16 protein-coding genes and 1 pseudogene are annotated in these 22,340 nt (G+C 67.4%); 7 read left to right on the top strand and 10 right to left on the bottom strand.

Annotated elements, in window-relative coordinates:
• The 7 genes and pseudogenes from ACZ5XO_RS11130 to ACZ5XO_RS11100 form a co-directional block, all read right to left on the bottom strand.
• Window positions 1-1,779 (bottom strand): annotated as a pseudogene (locus ACZ5XO_RS11130) (S9 family peptidase).
• Window positions 1,780-2,082: 303 nt separating this feature from the next.
• Window positions 2,083-3,300, bottom strand: a complete 1,218-nt coding sequence (locus ACZ5XO_RS11125; RefSeq protein ID WP_464162415.1) for an RtcB family protein — start codon at window positions 3,298-3,300, stop codon at window positions 2,083-2,085.
• A 287-nt stretch (window positions 3,301-3,587) separates the two neighbouring features.
• Window positions 3,588-4,814: a tRNA 2-thiouridine(34) synthase MnmA gene (gene mnmA, locus ACZ5XO_RS11120; protein WP_464162414.1), complete on the bottom strand. Its 1,227-nt coding sequence runs from the start codon at window positions 4,812-4,814 to the stop codon at window positions 3,588-3,590.
• Between the two features lie 237 nt (window positions 4,815-5,051).
• Window positions 5,052-5,336, bottom strand: coding sequence for a CtrA inhibitor SciP (gene sciP / locus ACZ5XO_RS11115; protein ID WP_354087832.1), 285 nt, complete (start codon window positions 5,334-5,336; stop codon window positions 5,052-5,054).
• A gap of 186 nt (window positions 5,337-5,522) precedes the next feature.
• Window positions 5,523-7,265: a flagellar hook protein FlgE gene (flgE, locus tag ACZ5XO_RS11110; RefSeq protein WP_464162413.1), complete on the bottom strand. Its 1,743-nt coding sequence runs from the start codon at window positions 7,263-7,265 to the stop codon at window positions 5,523-5,525.
• A gap of 47 nt (window positions 7,266-7,312) precedes the next feature.
• A complete protein-coding gene (locus tag ACZ5XO_RS11105; protein WP_464162412.1) occupies window positions 7,313-8,023 on the bottom strand; it encodes a flagellar hook assembly protein FlgD in 711 nt (236 codons plus the stop codon).
• Between the two features lie 3 nt (window positions 8,024-8,026).
• Entirely contained in the window at window positions 8,027-9,985 is a 1,959-nt protein-coding gene (locus ACZ5XO_RS11100; RefSeq protein ID WP_464162411.1) for a flagellar hook-length control protein FliK, read from the bottom strand.
• 393 nt (window positions 9,986-10,378) lie between these two features.
• Between ACZ5XO_RS11100 and flgK the strand changes: the two genes are divergently transcribed.
• The 6 genes from flgK (at window position 10,379) to ACZ5XO_RS11070 (ending at window position 17,130) form a co-directional block, all read left to right on the top strand.
• On the top strand, window positions 10,379-12,493 hold the full coding sequence (flgK, locus tag ACZ5XO_RS11095; protein WP_464162410.1) for a flagellar hook-associated protein FlgK: 2,115 nt from the start codon (window positions 10,379-10,381) through the stop codon (window positions 12,491-12,493).
• Window positions 12,490-13,431: a flagellin gene (locus tag ACZ5XO_RS11090; protein WP_464162409.1), complete on the top strand. Its 942-nt coding sequence runs from the start codon at window positions 12,490-12,492 to the stop codon at window positions 13,429-13,431. Before flgK ends, ACZ5XO_RS11090 begins: the two co-directional genes overlap by 4 nt.
• A gap of 203 nt (window positions 13,432-13,634) precedes the next feature.
• Window positions 13,635-14,759, top strand: coding sequence for an MlaE family ABC transporter permease (locus ACZ5XO_RS11085; protein WP_464162408.1), 1,125 nt, complete (start codon window positions 13,635-13,637; stop codon window positions 14,757-14,759).
• The gene (locus ACZ5XO_RS11080) at window positions 14,756-15,547 is read left to right on the top strand and encodes an ABC transporter ATP-binding protein (protein WP_464162407.1); all 792 of its coding nucleotides are present in this window, start codon (window positions 14,756-14,758) and stop codon (window positions 15,545-15,547) included. Before ACZ5XO_RS11085 ends, ACZ5XO_RS11080 begins: the two co-directional genes overlap by 4 nt.
• A 15-nt stretch (window positions 15,548-15,562) precedes the next feature.
• On the top strand, window positions 15,563-16,501 hold the full coding sequence (locus ACZ5XO_RS11075) for an MlaD family protein (protein ID WP_464162406.1): 939 nt from the start codon (window positions 15,563-15,565) through the stop codon (window positions 16,499-16,501).
• Entirely contained in the window at window positions 16,498-17,130 is a 633-nt protein-coding gene (locus ACZ5XO_RS11070) for an ABC-type transport auxiliary lipoprotein family protein (RefSeq protein ID WP_464162405.1), read from the top strand. Before ACZ5XO_RS11075 ends, ACZ5XO_RS11070 begins: the two co-directional genes overlap by 4 nt.
• 74 nt (window positions 17,131-17,204) lie before the next feature.
• Here ACZ5XO_RS11070 and ACZ5XO_RS11065 read toward each other — a convergent pair whose 3' ends face one another.
• Together ACZ5XO_RS11065 and ACZ5XO_RS11060 are read right to left on the bottom strand one after the other, a co-directional pair.
• The gene (locus tag ACZ5XO_RS11065; RefSeq protein WP_464162404.1) at window positions 17,205-17,855 is read right to left on the bottom strand and encodes a 3-oxoacid CoA-transferase subunit B; all 651 of its coding nucleotides are present in this window, start codon (window positions 17,853-17,855) and stop codon (window positions 17,205-17,207) included.
• On the bottom strand, window positions 17,856-18,560 hold the full coding sequence (locus tag ACZ5XO_RS11060) for a CoA transferase subunit A (protein ID WP_464162403.1): 705 nt from the start codon (window positions 18,558-18,560) through the stop codon (window positions 17,856-17,858).
• Window positions 18,561-18,728: 168 nt separating this feature from the next.
• Here ACZ5XO_RS11060 and ACZ5XO_RS11055 point away from each other — a divergent pair, with 168 nt between their 5' ends.
• The gene (locus ACZ5XO_RS11055) at window positions 18,729-21,191 is read left to right on the top strand and encodes a S9 family peptidase (RefSeq protein ID WP_464162402.1); all 2,463 of its coding nucleotides are present in this window, start codon (window positions 18,729-18,731) and stop codon (window positions 21,189-21,191) included.
• 161 nt (window positions 21,192-21,352) lie between these two features.
• Here the strand turns inward: ACZ5XO_RS11055 and ACZ5XO_RS11050 are convergent, their stop codons facing one another.
• Window positions 21,353-22,243 carry a LysR family transcriptional regulator gene (locus ACZ5XO_RS11050; RefSeq protein ID WP_464162401.1) on the bottom strand — a complete coding sequence of 297 codons (891 nt, stop codon included), beginning with the start codon at window positions 22,241-22,243 and terminating at the stop codon, window positions 21,353-21,355.
• Between the last annotated feature and the right edge of the window lie 97 nt (window positions 22,244-22,340).

Genomic DNA, 22,340 nt, shown 5'->3' with positions numbered 1-22,340 from the left:
TCAGTCGGTCTTGCGCACGTAGCGGTTCAGGAAGGCCAGATAGGCCTCCTGAGCGGTGACGCGGTTGGCGCGGCGCTGGAAGCCGTGGCCCTCGTCGGGGAAGACCACGTATTCGACCGGCACATTGTTGGCGCGGACCTTCTCGACCAGTTCGTCGCTCTCGACCTGAAGCACGCGCGGGTCGTTGGCGCCCTGGACCACCAGAAGCGGGCGGCGGATCCTGTCGGCGTGGAACAGGGGCGAGATGGCGCGGTGACGTTCGGCGTCGGTCGCCGGATCGCCCATCTCGTCGAACAGGGCCGCGCGCTGTGCCCCCCACCAGGCCGGAATGGATTCCAGCGTCCGCACCCAGTTGGTCACGCCGAAGATGTCGATGCCCGCCTCGAACTTCTCGGGGTGGAAGGCCAGGGCTGCGGCGGTGATGTAGCCGCCGTAGGAGCCGCCCATGACCGCCACCTGATCATCGGCCACTCAGTCCTGCGCTCGCAGCCAGTCGCCCCCGGCGACGATGTCGCGCAGGTCGGCCTCGCCGTGCTTCTTGTCGTCCATGTGGAAGAAGGTCTTGCCATAACCGGACGAGCCCCGGTTGTTGGCCCCCAGCACCGCGTAGCCGTGATTGACCAGATGCTGGACCATGGCGGAATAGCCGCGCCGCGTCTGGCCGCCCGGCCCGCCGTGGACCAGGACGATCGCCGGCGCCGGATGGGCCGCCGAGGCCCCCTTGGGCCGATAGAGGACGGCCGGGACCATCACCCCGCCTTCGCCGGGATAGCGGACTATGGTCGCCTCGACGAGGTTGCTCTCCTGAATCGCCGGGTTGAGCGCATGGGTCAGGCGTCGCGCGCGCCCGTTCGACAGGTCGGCCACGAACAGATCGGTCGGCGAGGTGTCGGAGGTGACGGTGAAGGCGATGCGCGTCTCATCCTTGTTGAACCGCACGCCGCCCAGATCACCCGCCGGGGCGCCGCTGAGGCGCATGGTCTGGCCGGAGCGGGTGTCCAGCACCGTCAGTTCGGTCGAAGCGTCGGCGTTCAGGGCCGAGACGCGATAGCGGCCGGACGGCGAATAGGAGACGTACTGCACGTCCCAGTCGGCCTGGAGCAGGGGCGAGACGGCGCCGGTGGCCATGTCGCGGCGCCAGGCCTGGGTGAACTCGCCGTGTTCGTCCGTGCCGTAGATCAGGGCCTGGCTGTCGGGCGTGAAGGTGTAGCTGCCGTGCTGGACCGCGCCCTGATGCGGGGTGATCAGCACCGGCGCGCCGCCCGACTGGAGATCGGCCAGATAGATGTCGACGTCGGCGCTGGTGTTGGACTTGTCCAGCGCCAGCCAGCGCCCGTCCGGCGAGATTTCCGAAGGCGTGAACCCGGTGTTCTGGAACACGATCCGGCTGGCGTAGGTCTCGGCGTCATAGGCGTAGACGTCCAAGGCCTCGGGATCGCGGGCGTTGGAGGTGATGTAGAAGGTCTTGCCATCGGCGTTCCAGCCCAGGAAGTCGGCCTTCAGATTCTCGCCCGGCGTCAGGTCGCGGATCGAGCCGTCGAGGGCGCGGACATAGACGTGGTTCAGCTCATTGCCGCCCTGGTCGGCGGTGAACAGCAGGCGGGCGTCGTTTGGGAAGTAGCTGAGCGGAAAGGTGGCGTCCGACGTCGAACGGGTCAGGGGCGTCGCGGCGCCGCCGTCCACCGGCAGGGCGTAGGCGTTGAACACTCCGGTTTCGTCCGAGGCGTAGAGCAGGGACTTGCCGTCCGGCGAAAAGGCCAGGCCGTAGGCGGTGGGCATCCGGTAGTTCTTGGTCTCGAAGAACTGGGCGGCGGTGTAGGCGGCGGGGGGCGCCGGGTTCTGGGCCGCAGGAGACGCGCCCGTTGGCGGCGAGGCGAGAGCTGGCGGTGCGGTGAGCAGGGCGAGGGCGGAAACCATGCAGGCGAAGGAGCGCATTCTGAGCCTCGTGGGGTGCGTGATGACCTGATGAGGCTTCACCATGCGCATACGGATGCGCTCTGTCGAAATCTTAATGATCGTCGTTCCGCCACGCCGGGCCCGGAACGACGAAAGCCGGCCGCGCTTGCGCACGACCGGCTCCCGTCATCCCTTGACGCACACCACCTGACGCAGGGTGTGGACGACCTCGATCAGGTCGGCCTGGGCGGCGATGACGGCGTCGATGTCCTTGTAGGCCATCGGGGTTTCATCGATCACCTCGGCGTCCTTGCGGCATTCCACGCCTTGGGTGGCGCGGACGTGGTCTTCCACCGTGAAGCGGCGCTTGGCCTCGGTCCGACTCATGGCCCGGCCCGCGCCGTGCGAGCAGGTGCAGAAGCTGTCCGCATTGCCCTTGCCGCGCACGATGAAGGACTTGGCCCCCATCGAGCCGGGGATGATGCCCAGTTCGCCGTCCCTGGCCGACACCGCGCCCTTGCGGGTCAGGAAGACGTCCTGGCCGAAGTGCTTCTCCTTGGAGACGTAGTTGTGGTGACAGTTCACCGCCTCCTTCGTCGTCGTCAGATCGGGCCAGACGGCCCTCAGCACCCCCAGCACCTGCTCCATCATCACCTCGCGGTTGGCGCGCGCGTACTTCTGCGCCCACGACACCGCCCGGACATAGTCGTTGAAGCCGTCCGTCCCCTCGGGGAAGTAGGCCAGATCCTGATCCGGCAGGTTCAGGTGCCAGCGACGGGCCTCGTGCTTGGCCCGCTCGATGAAGTAGGTCCCGAAGCGGTTGCCCACCCCGCGCGAACCTGAGTGCAGCATGACCCAGACGTCGCCGGTCTCATCGAGGCACAGCTCGATGAAGTGGTTGCCCGTGCCCAGGGTGCCCAGATGACCGTAGCCGCGCGGGTGCCCCGCCTTCGGGTGGCGCTCGACTACGGCGTCATAGCCTGCCTTCAGGTCCGCCCAGCGCGCCGCCGCCGAAGCCGGGGGCTCCGATTGCCAGGCGCCCTTGTCGTTGCGCCCGCCGTTGTCGGTGCGACCGTGCGGGACCGCCGCCTCGATGGCGGAGCGGACGCCCGACAGGTCGTCCGGCAGGTGCTCGGCGCGGATCGAGGTCCGCACCGCCATCATGCCGCAGCCGATGTCCACGCCCACGGCGGCGGGGATAATCGCCTTCAGCGTCGGGATCACCGACCCCACCGTCGCGCCCATGCCCCAGTGCACGTCCGGCATGACCGCAACGTGCTTGTGGATGAAGGGCAGCGAGGCCACGTTCTTAAGCTGCTTCAGCGCCGCATCCTCGATGGGCACGCCCCGGGTCCAGGCCTTGATCGGCACGCCCGGGCTTTCGATTACGTCATAGCCACGCATGGCTGACGTCTCCTCTTCTGTCTGTGAGCCTTCCGGACCGGGCGGAGGGGATGCCGTTTGCACAGACAAGAAACCCCTCCGGCCGGTTGGCGGGAGGGGTTGCTGGAAACCGAAGTCGAATGACCGACGGCTCTTCTACACCCCTCCCACGCACGCGCCCTTGCCCTCGACCAACAGGCGGTCGACGGTCATGGGCCGTTGCGAAGGGTGAATGTTGAAGAACATGGGTTTCTCGATTTCGGAGCCGGGCTTCTACACGCGAGAGCGGCGCCCGCCAAGCCCGAAAATCAGGCGGTGACAGCCGTCGTGCCGCTGATGAAGCCGCCGCCGAGGACGCGGTCGGGGTCGACCGGATCGTAGAGGGCGCAGGCCTGGCCGGGCGCGACGCCTTCTTCGCCCTGTTCGAAGACGACCGAGACGACGTTGTTTTCGTCCAGCGCCAGGCGGGCGGGCGAGGGCTGGCGGGTCGAGCGGACGCGGGCCAGGACAGGGGCGCCGTCGCGGGCGGCTTCCTCGATGGTGGCCTGATCGCCCAGCCAGTTGGTTTCTTCCAGCGTCAGGCTGGCGGTCAGCAGAGCCTCGCGCGGGCCGACGATAACGCGGCGATTGTCGGGGTCCAGTTTCGTCACGAACAGGGGCTCGCCCACAGCGACGTTCAGACCCCGGCGCTGGCCGATGGTGTAGTCGGTGATGCCGCCGTGTTGACCCAGAATCCGACCGTCCATGTGCACGATCTCGCCGGCTTCGCGTCCTTGCGGACGCAGGCGGTCGATCAGGGTCCGGTAGTCGCCCGACGGGACGAAGCAGATGTCCTGGCTGTCGGGCTTGGCGGCGATGCGCAGGCCCAGAGCGGCGGCGACGCCGCGCACCTGGGGCTTTTCCAGATCGGCCAGGGGGAAGCGCAGGTAGTCGAGCTGATCCTGGGTCGTGGCGAACAGGAAGTAGGACTGGTCGCGCGAATGGTCGATCGCCTTGCGCATCTGCGAGCGGTTGCCGACTGCGGCGCGGCGGACGTAGTGGCCTGTGGCCATGGCCTCGGCGCCGAGGTCGCGGGCGACGTCCAGCAGGTCGCGGAACTTCACGGTCTGATTGCAGCGGATGCAGGGGACCGGCGTTTGGCCCTTGAGGTAAGAGTCCGCGAACTGGTCGATGACCGCGTCCTTGAAGCGGCTTTCGTAGTCGAGGACATAGTGGGGAATGCCGATGAGCTCGGCGGCAAGACGGGCGTCGTGGATGTCTTGCCCGGCGCAGCAGGCGCCCTTCTTCTTGAGCGCGGCGCCGTGATCGTAAAGCTGCAGGGTGACGCCGACCACGTCATAGCCGGCCTTGGCCAGCAGGGCGGCGACGACGGTGGAATCCACCCCGCCCGACATGGCCGCGACCACGCGCGATCCGACCGGCAGGCCGACGGCCTGTCGCGCGCTCTCGATCGCGGCGTCCATGTCGGCGGCGCCGGACATGGGGGCGATGGTCGGAACGGGGCAGATGTCGTCAGCCAGGGTCATCGCCGCCATATAGAGGCCCCTGCGTTCGATTTCGAGGCGGAGGCGTTAAAACCATGCTCGCCGTCATCCTCGGGCTTGACCCGAGGATCAGATTGTCCGCCTGCGCGATGTTGAAACGTCGAGTGCGCCCCGACGCTCGATCCTCGGGTCAAGCCCGAGGATGACGGCGGAGTGAGTAACGCAGGCCTCAATGAAAAAGGCCGCCCGTTTCGGGGCGGCCTTTTGATCTTGTCGAGGCGCGAGACCCTAATCCCGGTAGCTCTGGATGCGCGTGGTGCGCAGGCCTTGCATGCCCCATTTGTCGATCGCCTGTTGCCAGGCGATGAATTCCTCGGCCGTCAGACGATACTTCGTCAGGGCGTCCTCCAGGCTGATCAGACCGCCGCGAACGGCGGCGACCACTTCGGCCTTGCGGCGGATCACCCAGCGGTTCGTATCCGCCGGCGGAAGATCCCGCAGGGTCAGCGGCGTGCCCGTCGGGCCGACCACATATTGTTCGCCTCTACTATTCAGGCGTCGCTCTTGCAGCATGGGCTTAAGCCTCTTTCACCACCACCATCGACGCGTACCCTAGGGGCGCCCCGGCTAAGGGGCGTTTAAGCGTCGTGGTGAAGGAATGGCTAAGACGCATCCTCCGTCCCCGGCGTATGCGCGGCGCCGGAAACGAAGGATTCATCGAGTCTAACGGAGGCTTACTCATCGATTCCGGTTAGCCGATCAGCGCTTGATGCTGAGCAGCTCAGCCAGCATCTCGTCCGCTGTCGTGATGATCTTGGACGAGGCCGAATAGGCGCGCTGGGTGGTGATCAGGCTGGTGAACTCGGCCGAGAGGTCGACGGTCGAGGATTCCAGCTGCTGGGCCGCGATCATGCCCGCGCCGCCCGTGCCCGCCGCCTTCAGGTTGAAGGTGCCGCTGTCCAGGCTGACGCGGAAGGCGTTGCCGGTGACCTGGCGCAGGCTGTCGGGGCTGGGGAAGGTGGCGATGGCGACCTGGGCGATCCGGCGCATGACGCCGTTGTCGAAGATGGCGGTGACGAAGCCGCTCTCGTCGATCTTGATGTCCGACAGGTTGCCGAAGGCGGTGCCGTTGGTGACCGTCGATTGCACGATCGAGGCCGTGTTCAGCTGGCTGAGGCCGCCGGCCGAGGTGGCGAGGTCCAGGGTCAGGGTCTGGGCCGAGATGCCCAGGCCGTCGGCCCACTTCACCTTGAAGTCGTCGGCCGGGTTGGCCGGATCGATGACGGTATTGGGATCCGAACGACCGAAGTCGAGCACGGCATTGGCCGGGTCGTCGAACAGGCCCTTGCCGGCGGGCCAGGTCTGCATGGTCGAAATGTCCAGACGGCCGGCCGGGGTGAAGGCGATGATGCCCTTCTTGATCTGGCCGTTGGAATAGGCGCCGCCCGTGATCACGTCATCGGCCGGAACGGCGACGATCTCGGCGTACCATTCGTTCGGTTGATCGCTCTTCAGCAGGCGGATTTCGATGTTGCGCTGACCGCCCTTGGAGTCCGAGACCGGGATGTTGATCTTGAAGTCTGGCTTCACGCCCAGGGGGTTGTCGTCCTCGCCATTGTACATGGCCATCGAGTTGATCGAGGGGTCGTACTTGGTCTTGGCGACGTTGTTGTTGATGATGCCCAGGCCGGGCGAGCCCAGCGACACCGTGTCGCCGCCGCCCAGGTCGAGGTCGGTCAGGGACTGGGCCACGCCGCCGACGGTCAGGCTGGCCAGGGCGCCGGCGGCGTCATAGGTCGCCACGGCGTTGATGGTCTGGATGCCGGTCTTGACGGTGACGTTGTACTCGTTGGCGTTGCCGGTCGGCGAGTAGCGAACGGTGAAGTCCTTGGGCCCCGAAGCGGCGGGGACGATGGGCACGTTCGTGTACTTGTTCGGGCTGGCGGCGTTCGAGACCGTCTGGCCGGAATAGAGGTTGGCGTTGATCTGGGCGCGGGTGGTGGGCTCGGCGGTGCCGCCGACCGTGCCGATGTTGATCGAGCGCAGACGGGTCAGGTCCGACGGGTCCGTGGCGATGTCGCCGTTCGAGTCCACCGGCCAGCCCTGCAGGTACAGACCGGCGCTGTTCTTCAGATAGCCCAGGTTGTCGATGCGGAAGGCGCCCGCACGGGTGAACAGGCGGCTGTCTGTGGCGCCGACGCCTTCGGCCTTTTCCGTCGTGACGAAGAAGCCCTGGCCGTCGATGGCCAGGTCGGTGCTTTCCGTCGTGCGCTGCAGCTGGCCTTCCTGGCTGATGAAGTGCCGGGCCGTGGTCATGACGCCGCCGGCCGCATAGCCGCCCGCGCCCTTGCTCTGGCTGTTCACGATGGTCTGGAACTCGCCCTGGGTGCGCTTGTAGCCGATGGTGTTCACGTTCGCGATGTTCTGCGAGATCGCGGCCAGGGCGGCGGAGTTGGCGGAAAGACCGGAAACCCCGGCCTGCATGGCGCTGTTGATGCTCATTGAAGCGGCTCCTTAAGCGGAAATAGGGGAATGGAGAGAGGCGCCGTTCAGGCGTCGGTCTCGGGATCTGTAGGCAGCGGCGTCGGCGTCGGGTCCGTCGTCGGCGGGTTCACGCTGGCGTTCTTCTCGTCGAGCGCGATGATGCTGGAGAGCGGCATGACAGAGCTGCCGATGGTGACGTAGGGCTGGTCGGCGTACATCTCGACGCCGGTGATGCGGCCGCGCATCAGAACCTGGGCGTCGACCTTGCCGCCCGAGGCGTCCTTGGCCGTGACCTTCAGGGTATAGACGCTGCCGTCCTGGCCCTCGGTCCAGTTGAAGTCGTGGACGCCGGCTCCGGCTTCCGGGGCCGGCCCCTTCCACACGACCTGGCCAGAGGCGTTCAGGACCTGAAGCTCGACCTCCGAAGCGTTCGAGCCCAGCTCGTAGCTCCACGACGCCTTGCCGTCGGCGGCCTTGGTCGCGTCCCAAACGGCGGTGGCGTTCTTGCCGATATAGTTCGAGGCGTTGGCCAGGCCGTCGCCTTCCTGACCGTTCAGAAGCGCGGTCAGAAGCTGGTTGGACAGCAACTGTTGCTCGACGCCGGCCATCTGGGTCAGCTGGCCGGTGAATTCGTTGGAATCCATCGGCGACAGCGGGTCCTGATTTTTCAGCTGGGCGGTCAGCAACGAGAGGAAGGTCTCGAAGTTCGACGCCAGCATGGTCGAGCCGGTGTTGAGCTTGTCGGTGGCGGTATTGGCTGTGACGGCGGTGACCATCGGTCAGACCTTCATATCGACGCGGTCAGGCGTCAGCGAGAGGGAGGCCCAGGGGCCGGGAGGCGGAACGGCCGTGTCGGCCTGGTCGGCCAGACGAGCGGCGCCGGCGAAGGCGCGACGATCGGGCGCGCGCTCAAAGGCGCCGTTTCCGCCGAAGCCCGACGAAGGATTGCGATCCGAGAATTGCAGCGAGTCCTGGGTCAGCTGGAAACCGGCGTCCTGAAGCTGACGACGCAGCTCGTCCGCGCGGGCGCGCATGTCGGTGGCCGCCGCCGGATTGTCGAAGGCCAGACGGGCGGCCAGGCGACCGTCGGAATCGATCTCCAGGCTGACGTCGACCCGACCGAGGCCTTCGGGGGAGAGAGCCATGTCGAAGCGGGTCGAGCGGCCTTCCAGCTTCCTGATGATCTGCGCGGCCAGCTGAGCGGTGGTTTCGACCGTGGCGCGCGACAGCTGCGACAGGCCCAGATCGCGATGGGTGGTCGGTGCAGCGGTCTGGGCGTCCAGCAACTGTTGCGACGGCGCCAGATCTGGCTGGGCGTCGGGCAGGGCGGCGTCCACGACCGCCGGCTGCGCGAGTGCGGGGGCGGCTGCGTCGCCCTGGGCGGGGGGCGTGGCGGCGGGAGCGGCGACGGACGGCGTCGAGGTCGGCAGGATCGACCGGGCGCTGATGTTCGTGTCAGCCTTGGCTTCAGCCGGGGCGTTGGCTGTGGCGGCGTTGGAGCGGCGTTCGTCCAGACGCGCCGAGCCGTTGCGGGCCGGGGCGGGGGCCGTTTGCGGCGGGGTCTGGGCCGCGACCTCGGTTTCGCCGTCGCTCGAAGCGACGGCGGGGGCGGCGGCCGGCTCCGCCGCATCGGCTGCGTCGTCGGTCGAGGCGGACGGGGCAGGCTGCGCGGTCGAGGGGGCGGCAGGTTGCTGCGCGACGGTCGCCGTCGGGCGCGAGGCTGGCGCTGCGACCGGAGCGGAAGTCGCAGCCGGGGCGGCAGCTTCAGCCAGGGAGGTTGGAGCAGTTGGCGTGACAGGCTCAGCGACCAAGGGCTGAGCCGACACGGCTTCTGGCGCGGGGCGCGCCGCGGTCGCGGCAGCGGTAGGGGGCGACGAAACCGTCATGACGACGCGCGTCTGCGCCGGAGACGTGACGCGGGCTACGGGAGCGGTCTCGGTGCGCGGCAGGACGGTCGTGCCGTCGGCGACTGAAGCCGTCGCAGGCGCGATCGGAGCGACGGGCGTGGCCGCAACCGCCGGGCCGTCCGGGGCGGCGGCCTGGTGCGTCGGCCGTCCGGTCTGGGGCAGGCCTTCAATCGAGGGCGCCGCGGTTTGCGGCGCGATCGGCTGAGGCGTGGCGGCGACGCGCTGGGCCGGAGATTGGGCCGGGGCTTGGGCCGGGCGGGCTTCGGGCGGCGCGGGTGCTGGCGCGGGCGGGACGGAAGCGGCCGAAGTCTTCACCGCGACGAGCGTCTGTTGCGGCGTGTCGGGTGACGGGGCCGCGTCCGAGATCGGCAGCGCAGCCGCTTGGACCGGAGCGTCGCCAGCCGGCGCCGTCGTCGCGGCCTTGCTCGGCGGCGCGTCAGGGGCTGTGTCGAGAGACGGTGCAGACGTGATCGGCGGGCTGGGAGCGACGGCGGGCGCTTCGGTCGGCGCCGGGGATGCATCTGCGGCGGCGGCGGGCGGCGTCGAGGTCGGCGCGACCGGAAGGGGAGCGGGGGCGATCAAGGGGACCGGCGGCCAGGAGGGCGCGGTCTCTGCAACGAGGTCAGGCGCGAGCGAACCGACGGCCTCGGATTCAGCGGACGCCGCATCCGGAACTGAAGCGCCATCCTCGCCCGAGGTCTTGAGCGACGGCGCGACGGCGGCGACCAGACCCGCGAACAGGGCCTCGTCCGCCGCCGTGTCGACGGTGGCGGCGTTCGCGCTGACCGGAGCGGTCGGGGCGATCAGGGACATGACGCTGAGCGCGGACATGAGAGGCGGCAGGGCTTTCGCTGGATGGGCGGCGCCTACTGCGCTCGGGCTATTCGAAAAGCGTGGCGCAAGGTCCGGGCCAAGTTGTTGGGTGAGGTTTAACTGTCAGAAAAATATAGAAATTTACGATACTCGGCGGTGATCGGTGCGGTGCTTTCGCCCGGCGGATCTTGCCGCACCTTGCGCTTTTTGCCGGGCGACGCCGGGCGGTCCTGACCTGGCGGCGGCATGGCCCGCGAATTGCGCCGTGTTTGGCGAACGCACAGGGGCTGGAAAGCCGATGTTTAATAAATTCAAGGAGTTGGCTAGAATGGCTAACCGGAAAGCCGGGCAAGATTTGCGCGCAGGCCAGCAAGGCTTGCCGGGCGCGGCCCTGCATGGAGCGCGTGTCTGATGTCCCTGAACTCGATCATGCACATCGCCACCTCGGGCATGAACACCGCCCAGACGCAGCTGCGGGTGGTTTCGGACAACGTCTCGAACGTCAACACGCCCGGCTATATCCGCAAGGTGGCCGACCAGCAGTCCTGGGCCAGCCAGGGCGCCGGAGCCGGGGTCGAGATCGCGCGTATCCGCCTCGCCACTGACCGCTTCCTTCAGGCGGCCAGCCTGAACGCTGGCGCTGACGCCGGGCGCCAGGCCGTGCGTTATGAACTGTACAACCACATCCAGTCGCAGTTCGGCGACCCCGGCGCGGACACGGGATTCTTCGCCCAGATCGACAAGATTTTTTCGGCCTTCTCGGCTTCGGCCGAAAACGCGACCTCGGGTCCGCTGCGGCAGGATGCGGTCTGGAAGACCCAGGCCATGTTCGACGAGGCCGCGCGCGTCGCCAAGGAGATCCAGAGCACGCGCGAAGAGGCCGACGGCCGTTTGCGAACCGCCGTGGACCGGGTGAACGGCCTTGTCGAACAGATCGAAAAGCTGAACGTCGACATCGCCAAGGCCAATGTCGTCGGCACGGACTCGACCGGAGCGCAGACCGCGCAGGCGGCTCTGATCAATGAACTGTCCGAGTTGATGGACGTGCGGATCACGACCCGCTCGGTGGGCGGTGTCGAGGTGCGCACCGGCGCCGGCATCCTTCTGGCCGGACAGGGCGCGGCCAAGCTGGAGTATCAGCGCGCCGGCGCCGTGTCGCCGGAAACCGTTTTCAACCAGATCATGATCACAGAGCCTAACGGCCAGCGGCGACCGCTGACCGAGGGGCTGGCTTCGGGCGAGATCAAGGGTCTGCTGGAATTGCGCGACGTGGATGCGCCCGCCGCCGCCGAGCGCCTGGGCGAATTGATGACGCGTCTGGCGGATGAGCTGAACCGCGCGCACAACGCCTCGTCCGCCGTTCCGCCGCCGGCCGTTCTGAACGGTCGCAATATGGGGCAGTCGCTGGAGACGGCGCTGACCGGCTTTACCGGCACGACGACGATCACCACGGTCAACGACCAGGGCGTGATCCAGAGTTCGGCCGAGATCGTCTTCTCGGGCGGGACGATGACGATCAATGGCGTGGCGGCGACGCCGGCCACCTTCCTGGCCACCCTGAACGGTCAACTGGGTGGAGCGACCGCCAGCTTTATAGACGGACGCCTGAGCATCCAGGCGCCGGCGGGGCAGGGAGTCGCCATCGCTGACGACGCGACCAACCCCAGCACCAAGGCGGGGCGTGGCTTCTCGCACTATTTCGGTCTGAACGATCTGGTCACGAGTGATCGTCCGGCGCTCTACGACACGGGCCTGACGCCGGCCTCGCAGCATGGGTTCACGCCCGGCGAGACGATCCGGTTCCGCTTTACCGATGCTTCCGGCTCGCGGGTCAGGGACATCGAGGTGGCGGTGCCGGCGGGTGCGGGCACGATGGCCGAACTGCTGACCGCTCTGAACGATCCCACATCGGGAGTCGGCGGCCAGGGCGCCTTCAGCCTGAACGGCGCCGGCGAACTGCTCTTCAGCGGTTATGGCGCGCCCCCGTCGACCATGTCTGTGATCGAGGATGGAACGCGCCAGGTTCCCTCGGGCGTGTCGATGAGCGACCTCTTCGGTCTGAGCGGCGCGCGCGCCTCCCGCGCCGGCGGCTTTTCCGTTCGCGCGGATATCGCGAAGGATCCCGCCAACCTCGCCCTGGCTCAACTGAATCTCGGGGCGGCGGCGGGGACGGCGGCGCTCAGCAAGAACGACGGCGGGGGCGGGCGTCTGCTGGCCAAGGCGGATCAGAACGCGACCGCCTTCTCGGCGGCGGGCGGGGCGAGCAGCGTTTCGATGTCCCTGTCGCGCTACGCGTCCGAAATGTCCGGCGAGATCGGGAGCAAGGCGACCATCGCCAAGAACCGGGCGACCAACGCCACGGCCCTGTATCAGGAGGCCTCGACGCGGCGCAGTTCGGTCGAGGGCGTCAACATGGACGAGGAACTGGTGCTGATGACCACCTATCAGCAAGCCTTTAACGCTTCGGCGCGCCTTATCCAGGCGGCGTCGGAAATGTACGACACCCTGATCGGAATGATGCGATGACCCGCGTTTCGACCTTTGGAAACTATCAGTCGGCCCTGCTGCACCTGATGAACGCGCAGGCGCGGGGTGAAGAGGCGCAGAACAAGGTCAACACCAAGAAGAACGCCACCGATCTGGTCGGCTTCGGCCGGCAGTCGGAAACCGTCATCGCCCTGAAGTCCAGCCAGACCCGGATTCAGGGTTTCATCGACACCAACCAGACGGTGGCTGATCGTTTGACGATGCAGGATCTCGGTCTGGGGCGGGTCGCCGACGCGGCGACCGCCGCACGCCAGGCGATCGGGGACGCCATCGCCGCCGGTCGGGTGGACGGGTTGATGTCAGAGATGGAGACCATCTTCAAGATGGCTCAGGACGGCCTGAACATGAAGCATCAGGGCAAGTTCCTGTTTTCGGGCGGGGCTGTGGACCAGCAGGCGGTGGTTCTGCCGAACGTGCCTCCGGGGGCGACGGACCTGGAGAAGCTCGCGGCCATGCCTGCCGCCGCCGGCGTCTTCATGAACGACCAGCTCAAGCAGTCGTCAGTGCTGGACGAAACCGTCACGATGGACACCGGATTCCTGGCTAGCGACGCCGGGCAGGCTCTGTTCGACGTCTTCCGCGACCTGCAGCTTCTGCAACAGACCGATCCGATGAACGGTCAGATGACCGACGCCCAGAAAACCGCCTTGACCACCCTGATGACGCGCTTCGAAACGGCGGCCAAGGACGTGGTCAGCATTCAGGCCAAGAACGGTTCGATGCAGGCCCGGGTCGATAGTCTTCTGGAGGCTCAGGAGACGCGGAAGATCTCGATCGACACCATGCTGTCAGGCAAGACGGACGCCAACATGGCCGAGGCCGTGACCGAGCTTGAGATGGCCCAGATCGCTCTTCAGGCCTCGGCCCAGGTGATCAGCCAACTGCGTCAGGTGTCGCTGCTCGACTATCTGCGCTGACACCGGCGATGATCTCATGCCGCGGCGGGACTGAACGAAACCGCGCGGCCGGCGTTATCAAGCTGCGCCGTAAAGGGAGGGCGAAGCTTGCAGGGCAGGGCGACGAGAGGCGCGGATAGAAGTCATCAGACGTTGACAGCTGCGGCGTGGCTCGGTCTAAGCCTTGCCGCAGGCCTTGTTTCGCCAGCGTCGAAGACTGATCCATGAGCCGAGCGGCGCAGTATCAAATCCAGGACGGAGACGGATCGACGGCGGCGGTCCTGAGGTTGACGGGCGACTGGTCTTCGACCGGCATCGGTCGTCAGGGGGATCGTCTGGAAGCAGACCTGGCTGGTCGCGCCGTGAGCGGGCTGGACCTGGCTGAACTTGGCCGTTTCGACACGGCCGGGGCCTGGGCCATCGCCAGCGCCACGTCTCAACCCATTCCCGAGGCGGCCTGGGCCCAGCGTCCGGAAGCGGGCCGTATCTACGCCATGGTCGAGAAGCTGGATCGCGCGTCCTGCAACCCGCCGCGTCGTTCGCATCCAGTCACCCGCACCTTCGCCAAGATCGGTCTGGGCGTTTACGATTTTCTGGCTGAGGCCTTGTTGTCCCTGGCCTTCCTGGGGCGATTGATCGTCGCCGTGGGTTCGGCACTCAAGCACCCCGGCGCCATTCGCTGGCCGGCCTGGTTCAGTCAGGCCGAACGGTCGGGGCTGGACGCCATCCCCATCATCGCCGTGACCAACTTCTTCATCGGCGCGGTTATCGCCTTTCTCGGCGCCAATCTGCTGACCCAGTTCGGAGCGGGGGTTTTCACCGTCCAGTTGGTCGCCGTGTCGGTGCTTCGTGAATTCGCCGTTGTCATCACCTCGGTCCTTCTGGCCGGTCGTTCCGCCTCGTCCTTCGCCGCCGAGATCGGATCGATGAGGATGAACCAGGAGGTCGACGCCATGCAGGTCATGGGCGTGGACCCCTTCCAGGCCCTGGTGATTCCGCGTCTGGCGGCCATGCTGATCATGCTGCCCCTGCTGACCTTCGTCGGCATGGTGGCGGGGCTGTTCGGCGGAGCCCTGGTGACCTGGAGCGAGCTGGCCTACGGCCCGGCCTTCTTCATCCAGCGCATCACCGAAGACCCCATGATGGACACCCACCTGATGGTCGGCCTGGTCAAGGCGCCGGTCTTCGCCGTGGTGGTGGCCGCCATCGGCTGTCGCCAGGGCATGTCGGTGGCCGGCGATGTCGAAAGCCTGGGGCGCCGGGTCACGGCGGCCGTGGTCCAGGCCATCTTCGCCATCATCTTCCTGGACGCTGTCTTCGCCATGATCTTCCTGGAGCTGAACCTGTGACGCCGCGCCAGGAAAAGCCGAAGCGTGACAACGTCATCGAGGTGCGCGGCCTGCTGAGCCAGTTCGGCGACCGGGTCATCCATCAGGACCTCGATCTGGACGTGCGTCGCGGCGAGGTTCTGGGCGTCGTCGGCGGCTCCGGCACCGGCAAGACGGTGCTGCTGAACTCCATCATCGGTCTGAAGCAGCCCGAGGGCGGGTCGGTCAAACTGTTCGGCTATGACCGGGATGCGATGACCAAGGCCGAGGCGGCCGAGGTCGAGCGGCGCACCGGGGTCCTGTTTCAGCAGGGGGCGCTGTTCTCTTCGCTGACGGTGCTGGACAATGTGGCCTCGCCCCTGGTCGAACACACCAATCTGCCGCGCAACGTGATCCGTGAACTGGCCGAGATGAAGATCGCCATGGTCGGGTTGAAGCCCGAGGCGCTTTATCTGAAACCCGCCGAGCTGTCGGGCGGGATGCGCAAGCGGGTCGGCCTGGCGCGCGCCCTGGCCCTGGACCCGGAGCTGATCTTTCTGGACGAACCGACGGCGGGCCTCGACCCGATCGGGGCGGCCGCCTTCGATCAGCTGATCCGCGACCTGTCGGACGATCTGGACCTGACGGTCTTCATGATCACCCACGACCTCGATAGCCTCTACGCCATCTGCGACGAGGTGGCGGTGCTGGCTGACAAGCACGTCGTCGAAAAGGCCACGGTTCAGGAACTGGAGCGTTCCGATCATCCGTGGATCAAGGAATACTTCCTGGGGCCGCGCGGACGCGCCGCCCACCAGAGCGCCGCCTGAGGAGAGCGGGACGAGATGGAAAGAGACGCCCACTACGCCGCCGTCGGCATCGCCACCGTCGCCCTGTTGCTGGCGCTGGCCGTGTTCACGATCTGGCTGGCCCGCCTTCAGTTCAACAGCGACTATGATGTCTATGACATCGTATTCTACGGCCCTGTGCGCGGCCTGTCGGAAGGCGGCGAAGTCCACTTCAACGGCATTCGCGTCGGCGAGGTCACGGCCCTGAACCTGGATCCCAAGAAGGGGGATCAGGTCATCGCCCGCGTGCGCCTGAACGGCACGACCCCGGTGCGCGTCACCTCGCGCGCCCAGCTGGAACCGCAGGGCATCACCGGTCTGAACTACATCCAGATCACGGCCGGCGAGCCGAGCAGCGCCCTGTTGAAGGACCAGTATCCCGACAACGTCGTGCCGGTGATCCAGAGCCAGCCCAGTCCCATTGCGGAACTGCTCAGCGGGTCTGGCACGGTTCTGGCCCAGACGGTGGACGCGCTGAACCGGATCAACCGGGTCATGTCGGACGACAACATCCGCAGCTTCTCGTCCAGCGTGAAGAACGTCGAGGCCCTGACCGCCGAGCTGGAGGCCCGCAAGGGCATGTTCCAGCAACTGGAAGAGACCATCACCAAGGCCAACGCCGCCGTTGGCGAGTATCAGGCCCTGGGCGTCAGCGCGCGTCAGATGATTGACGGCGACGGCAGGCAGGCCATCGCCAACATCAACGCCGCCACGCGCGAGGCCCAGGCCGCCATCGCCTCGATCAACCGCTCGGCCACGGGGCTGGAAGGACCGCTGGGCGACTTCGGCACGCAAACGGTGCCGCAGCTGAACGACACCATCCGCCAGCTGGATCAGGCGACGCGCTCGCTGCAGTCGCTGATCGACAATGTGCGTGAAAGCCCGCGCGACTTCATCGCCAAGGCACCGTCCAAGGAAATCGAGGTGCAACCGTGATCCGTTCCTCCCTGCTGATCGCCGCCGCCTCCATTGCGGTTTCCGGCGCCCTGTCCGGCTGCGCCCTGCTGGCCTCGCCCGATCCGGTCCAGCTCTATCGCTTCGGCGGGGCCTCGGCCTTCGCCGGGACGGGGGCGACCTCGGCCTGCCCGGACGTGCACGTCTCGATGCGCCGGGTGGACTTCCCCGAGGCGGCGCGCGGCGACCGCATCCTGGCCGTGACCGGCGCTGAGGCCGCCTACATCAAGGGCGCGCGCTGGGTGTCGCCGGCCGAGACCCTGTTCGAGGAGGCCCTGCGCAACGCCTTCGCCGACGGCGGGACCTGCACGGTCCTGAGTTCGGGGCCGCTGACACGCGACGGTCTGCTGCTGAGCGTGGACGTACGCCGGTTCGAGGCCGACTACGCCGCGCCGGGCGCCGTGCCCAGCGCTAACATCGTGGTGCTGCTGCGTCTGATCCGACCGGGGGACCGCTCGATCGTGGCCGAGGACCGCATCACGGTCAGCGAAAGCGCCGGCGAGAACCGTCAGTCGGCCATCGTCGCCGCCTTCGACCGCGCCACCGCCGAGGCCAGCCGCCAGATTGTCCTGTGGACTGATCAGCAGGGGTTCCAGGCGACGCGGAACTAGGGTCCTTCAGGCCAAGAAAAACCCCGGCGGCCTCGCGGTCGCCGGGGTTTCGCTTTTCAGACGGGAAGGGCGGGTCAGCCCAGGCCGGCCGCCACCGTGTAGTCGGCCTCGGTCTTGGCCGCGACCTCGTCCAGGGTTACGCCCTCGGCCAGTTCGATCAGCTCCAGGCCCGAGCCGTCCGGCTTGACGTCGAAGACGGCCAGGTCGGTGATGATGCGGCTGACCACGCCGGTGCCCGTCAGGGGCAGGGTGCAGGCCTTCAGGACCTTGGACTGGCCGTGCTTGTTGGCGTGCTCCATGACCACGACCACGCGCTTGACGCCCGCGACCAGGTCCATGGCGCCGCCCATGCCCTTCACCAGCTTGCCGGGGATCATCCAGTTGGCGATGTCGCCGTTCTGGGCCACTTCCATGGCGCCGAGGATCGACAGGTTGATGTGCCCGCCGCGGATCATGGCGAAGCTGTCGGCGCTGCTGAAATAGGCCGACTCGGGGATCTCGGTGATCGTCTGCTTGCCGGCGTTGATCAGGTCGGGGTCTTCCTCGCCCTCCCAGGGGAAGGGGCCCATGCCCAGCATGCCGTTTTCCGACTGCAGGGTCACGACCATGCCCTCGGGGATGTAGTTGGCCACCAGGGTCGGGATGCCGATGCCCAGGTTCACGTAGAAGCCGTCCTGCAGCTCCTTGGCGGCGCGTTCAGCCAGTTGTTCGCGAGTACGAGCCATTTATGCGGTCTCCCGGCTGCGGACGGTGCGCTGTTCGATGCGCTTCTCGGACACGGTCTGGATCAGGCGGTCGACATAGACGCCCGGCGTGTGGATGTGGTCGGGGTCCAGCGAGCCGACGGGGACGATCTCCTCGACCTCGACGACGGTAACCTTGCCGGCGGTCGCCATCATCGGGTTGAAGTTGCGGGCCGTCTTGCGGAAGACGAGGTTGCCGCGCTCATCGGCCTTCCACGCCTTGATGATGGCCAGGTCGGCGACCAGGCCGGTCTCCATCACATACTTGCGGCCGTCGAAGTCGCGGACTTCCTTGCCCTCGGCGACCAGGGTGCCGACCCCGGCGGCGGTGAAGAAGGCGGGGATGCCCGCGCCGCCTGCGCGAATGCGCTCGGCCAGGGTGCCCTGGGGGTTGAACTCCAGCTGCAGCTCGCCGGCCAGGTACTGGCGCTCGAACTCCTTGTTCTCGCCGACGTAGGACGAGATCATCTTGGCGATCTGCTTGGTCTCCAGCAGCTGGCCCAGGCCGAAGCCGTCCACGCCCGCGTTGTTGGAGATGACGGTCAGTCCCTTGACGCCCGAGGCCTTCAGCCCGGCGATCAGATTTTCGGGAATGCCGCACAGGCCGAAGCCGCCGGACATGACGGTCATCCCGTCAAAGGTCAGGCCCTCCAGCGCGGACGTGACGTCAGCGTAGATCTTGCGCATCGCTCTCCCTTTTTCACCGTCTGATGAATATTGCGGTCTTATCCGTCCTTAAAGCGCGCGCGAGCGGCGGGCAAGCGCCGGCTGGCGACCTTGGCGGTTGACCCTGCCCATAATCTTTCGTCAAACCGGACGAGGCCGCGTTCAAGGCTGAGTTTCGGGGAAAGAACCATGCGCAACACGATCCTGAAAGCCGCCTTGCCGGCGCTTGTTATTCTGGCCGCCGTGCCGGCCCTGGCCCAACCCGCTTCGGCGCAAGCTGTCGGCGCAGCGCCGACCTATCAGCAGCCGCCCCAGCCGATCGCCCAGATTCTTGATTCCAGGCCCAATCCGACGGCCAGCCTGAGCCCGGACCGCCAGACCCTGCTCCTGCAGGAACGCGCCAGCCTGCCGAGCATCGCCGAACTGGCCGAGCCCATGCTGCGTCTGGCCGGATACCGCATCAATCCGCAGAACAACGGTCCGGCCAACAGCCGCGTGACCTGGCTGACGGGTCTCAGCTTCCAGACCGTCGAGGGCGGCGCGGCCCGACCGGTCGCCGGTCTGCCCGCCAATGCGCGTCTGACCAATGTCAGCTGGGCGCCGAACGGCAAGGCCGTGGCCTTCCTGGTGAACACCCCGACCGGCCTTGAGCTTTGGACCGCCGACGTGGCCTCGGCCCAGGCGCGCCGCCTGACGGGCCCAAGCGTCAACGCGGCGAACAGCACGGGCTTCAGCTGGCTGCCCGACGCCTCGGGCCTGCTGGTTCAAGCCGTTCCGGCCGGTCGTCGCGCCGCGCCCGACGTGACGCGCCCGCCCTCGGGCCCGACCGTGGCCGAGACCGGCGGTCGCGCGGCGCCTGTGCGCACCTATCAGGATCTGCTGTCCGACGCGGGCGACGAGGCCCTGTTCGATCACTACTTCACCAGCCAGCTGACCGTCGTGCCGCTGAACGGTCGCGCGCGCACCATCGGCCAGCCGGGTGTCTTCCTGAACGTCTCGGTGTCGCCGGACGGGCGCTATATCCTGCAGACGCGCGTCAAGAAGCCCTATTCCTATGTCGTGCCCGCCAGCCTCTTCCCGGCGGACGTCGTCATCACCGATCTGAACGGGCGTGAGGCGCACCGCGTGGCCGACCTGCCGCTGCGCGATAACGTGCCGACGCCGTTCGACGCCGTGGCCCCCGGCCCGCGCTCGGCCCAGTGGCGGGCTGACGCCGACGCCACCCTGGTCTGGGTCGAGGCTCAGGATGGCGGCGATCCGCGCAACGCCGCAGAGGTTCGGGATCGCGTCTTCATGCTGCCGGCGCCCTTCAACGACCGCCCGCGCACCCTGGTGGATCTGAAGGAACGCTATGCCGGCGTGAACTGGGGCCGCGACGATGTGGCCATCGTCAACAGCCGCTGGTTCAACACCCGTCACGAGACCCGCACCCTGGTCGATCCGTCGAACCCCGGCGCGGGCCGCGTCCTGGTCGATCGCAACTATCAGGACCGCTACAATGATCCGGGTTCGGTGGTTGTCGAGCCTAATGCACGCGGCCGTTCGACCATCCGTTTCACCGCCGACGGCTCTGGGGTCTTCGTCGAGGGCGACGGCGCGACGCGTCAGGGGGAATATCCCTTCCTCGATACTCTGGACCTGAAGACCGGCGAGACGGAACGTCTGTGGCGCTCGGCCCAGGGCGAGTTCGAAACCGTCGTCGGCATTCTGGACGACGCGGGCCGCAAGCTGGTCACCTATCGCGAGAGCCGCACCGATCCGGCCAACCTGCGCCTGCGCGATCTGGACGGCGGCGTGAGCCAGTTGACCCAGTTCCCCGATCCGGCCCCGCAACTGGCTGACGTGAAGCGCGAACTGATCACCTATACCCGCGACGACGGGGTTCAGCTGTCCGGCACCCTCTATCTGCCGGCCGGTTACGACAAGGATCGCGACGGTCCGCTGCCGCTGCTGATGTGGGCCTATCCGGCCGAGTTCACCGACGCCGCCGTGGCCGGTCAGGTGGTGGACACCGAGAACCGCTTCGTGCGTCCGGCGGGCATCAGCCACCTGTTCCTGCTGACCCAGGGCTACGCCATCCTCGACAACCCCTCCATGCCCATCGTCGGCAAGGACGGGGCCGAGCCGAACGACACCTACATCGAGCAACTGTCGGCCAGCGCCAAGGCGGCGGTCGATGCGGTGGTGGCTCTGGGCGTCGCCGACCGCGACCGGATCGCCGTGGGCGGCCACTCCTACGGCGCCTTCATGACCGCCAACCTGCTGGCCCACACCGACCTGTTCAAGACCGGCATCGCGCGTTCGGGCGCCTACAACCGCACCCTGACGCCTTTCGGCTTCCAGGCCGAGCAGCGCTCCTACTGGGAAGCGACCGAGACCTATACGGAGATGTCGCCCTTCACCTACGCCAACAAGGTCAATGAGCCGATCCTGCTGATCCACGGCGGCGCCGACGACAATTCGGGCACCTTCCCGGTGCAGTCCGAGCGCTTCTATGCCGCGCTGAAGGGCAATGGGGCGACGGTGCGCTACGTCGTCCTGCCGCTGGAAGCCCACGGCTATCGCGCCCGCGAGTCGGTCGGACACACCCAGTGGGAAATGGTCAGCTGGCTGGACCGCTACCTGAAGCCCAAGGCGACGGCGGCGCAGTAACTTAGACCCTTCTCCCCTTGAGGGAGAAGGTGCCCCGTCAGGGGCGGATGAGGGGTGTCGGCTCGACGCTGGATTGGAAGCCGCCAGCCCAGGTTCTTCGCCCCCCCCTCATCCGTCTTGCTTCGCAATCCACCTTCTCCCTCAAGGGGAGAAGGAAGGGGTTATCTGTCCCATTTTGGCACATCGCCATAGAGGCCGGCCAGAAACTCGACAAAGGCCCGCACCCGGTTTTCGGCGCGCGCCCGTCCGGCGGTCAGGGCGAAGATGGCCACGTCCGAGGCCCCCGCATACTGCGGCAAGACCCGCAGCAGCCGCCCGTCGCGCAGTTCCTCGCCTACGTCCCAGGTCGAGCGCAGGGCGATCCCGGCTCCGGCGAGCACCAGTTCGCGCGCCACTTCCGAGGAGTTGGTCCGCACCCGGCTGCGGGCGCGGAAGGTCACGGGGCCGTCGGGGCCTTCCAGCCGCCAGGCGGACTGGTTCTCGGCCGCCAGCTGGGCGTGATGGCGCAGGTCGTCCAGTGTCTGCGGTGCGTCGTGTTCGACCAGATAGGACGGCGCGGCGCACAGGACGCGCCGGTTCGGAGCCAGACGGCGCATGGCCGGATCGCCGGACTCGTAGCTGCCGATGCGGACGGCCACGTCCACGTCCTCGGCCATCAGGTCGACGAAGGCGTCGCTGAGGTTCAGCTCCAGCGTCAGCCGGGGATGGGCGTCGAGAAAGGGTGTCAGCAGGGGGGCCAGCCGTCGTCGCCCGAACGAGGTCGGCGCCGAGACGCGCAGCAGGCCGCGGGCCTGGGTGGTGCGGCGCGACACCAGGGCCTCGAGGTCCTCGACCCCGTCCAGCAACTGCATCGCCCGATCATAGACCAGCCGCCCGGCCTCGGTCGGGGCCAGCCGCCGCGAGGTGCGCTCGATCAGCCGCACGCCCAGCCGGTCCTCCAGCCGCGCCAGCCTTCGTGAGGCCACGGCGGGGGACAGGTCCAGCCGCCGGGCGGCGGCCGACAGGCTGCCTTCCTCCAACGCCCGGACGAAGATCTCATACTCGGCCAGCATGGCGCGGTCTCATCGTTGCGATTTATGCAAAGATAGCCGTCGATCTTCGCCGTGGCTAGGCGGCGGGCGCGCCGCTAGGGTTGAGGCTCAAGGAGAA

It is taken from the genome of Brevundimonas sp. T2-11, from assembly GCF_055397675.1.
The sequence above is the reverse complement of the archived record's forward strand: the minus strand, read 5'-3'. Positions and strand labels throughout refer to the sequence as shown.

Excerpts from the sequence above, each read along its gene's own strand:
- ACZ5XO_RS11085 (WP_464162408.1), top strand. The coding sequence starts at position 13,635 with ATGAGCCGAGCGGCGCAGTATCAAATCCAGGACGGAGACGGATCGACG.
- ACZ5XO_RS11090 (WP_464162409.1), top strand. The coding sequence starts at position 12,490 with ATGACCCGCGTTTCGACCTTTGGAAACTATCAGTCGGCCCTGCTGCAC.
- mnmA (WP_464162414.1), bottom strand. The coding sequence starts at position 4,814 with ATGGCGGCGATGACCCTGGCTGACGACATCTGCCCCGTTCCGACCATC.
- sciP (WP_354087832.1), bottom strand. The coding sequence starts at position 5,336 with ATGCTGCAAGAGCGACGCCTGAATAGTAGAGGCGAACAATATGTGGTC.
- ACZ5XO_RS11050 (WP_464162401.1), bottom strand. The coding sequence starts at position 22,243 with ATGCTGGCCGAGTATGAGATCTTCGTCCGGGCGTTGGAGGAAGGCAGC.
- ACZ5XO_RS11100 (WP_464162411.1), bottom strand. The coding sequence starts at position 9,985 with ATGTCCGCGCTCAGCGTCATGTCCCTGATCGCCCCGACCGCTCCGGTC.
- ACZ5XO_RS11055 (WP_464162402.1), top strand. The coding sequence starts at position 18,729 with ATGCGCAACACGATCCTGAAAGCCGCCTTGCCGGCGCTTGTTATTCTG.
- ACZ5XO_RS11075 (WP_464162406.1), top strand. The coding sequence starts at position 15,563 with ATGGAAAGAGACGCCCACTACGCCGCCGTCGGCATCGCCACCGTCGCC.
- ACZ5XO_RS11105 (WP_464162412.1), bottom strand. The coding sequence starts at position 8,023 with ATGGTCACCGCCGTCACAGCCAATACCGCCACCGACAAGCTCAACACC.
- ACZ5XO_RS11125 (WP_464162415.1), bottom strand. The coding sequence starts at position 3,300 with ATGCGTGGCTATGACGTAATCGAAAGCCCGGGCGTGCCGATCAAGGCC.
- ACZ5XO_RS11065 (WP_464162404.1), bottom strand. The coding sequence starts at position 17,855 with ATGGCTCGTACTCGCGAACAACTGGCTGAACGCGCCGCCAAGGAGCTG.
- flgE (WP_464162413.1), bottom strand. The coding sequence starts at position 7,265 with ATGAGCATCAACAGCGCCATGCAGGCCGGGGTTTCCGGTCTTTCCGCC.
- ACZ5XO_RS11060 (WP_464162403.1), bottom strand. The coding sequence starts at position 18,560 with ATGCGCAAGATCTACGCTGACGTCACGTCCGCGCTGGAGGGCCTGACC.
- flgK (WP_464162410.1), top strand. The coding sequence starts at position 10,379 with ATGTCCCTGAACTCGATCATGCACATCGCCACCTCGGGCATGAACACC.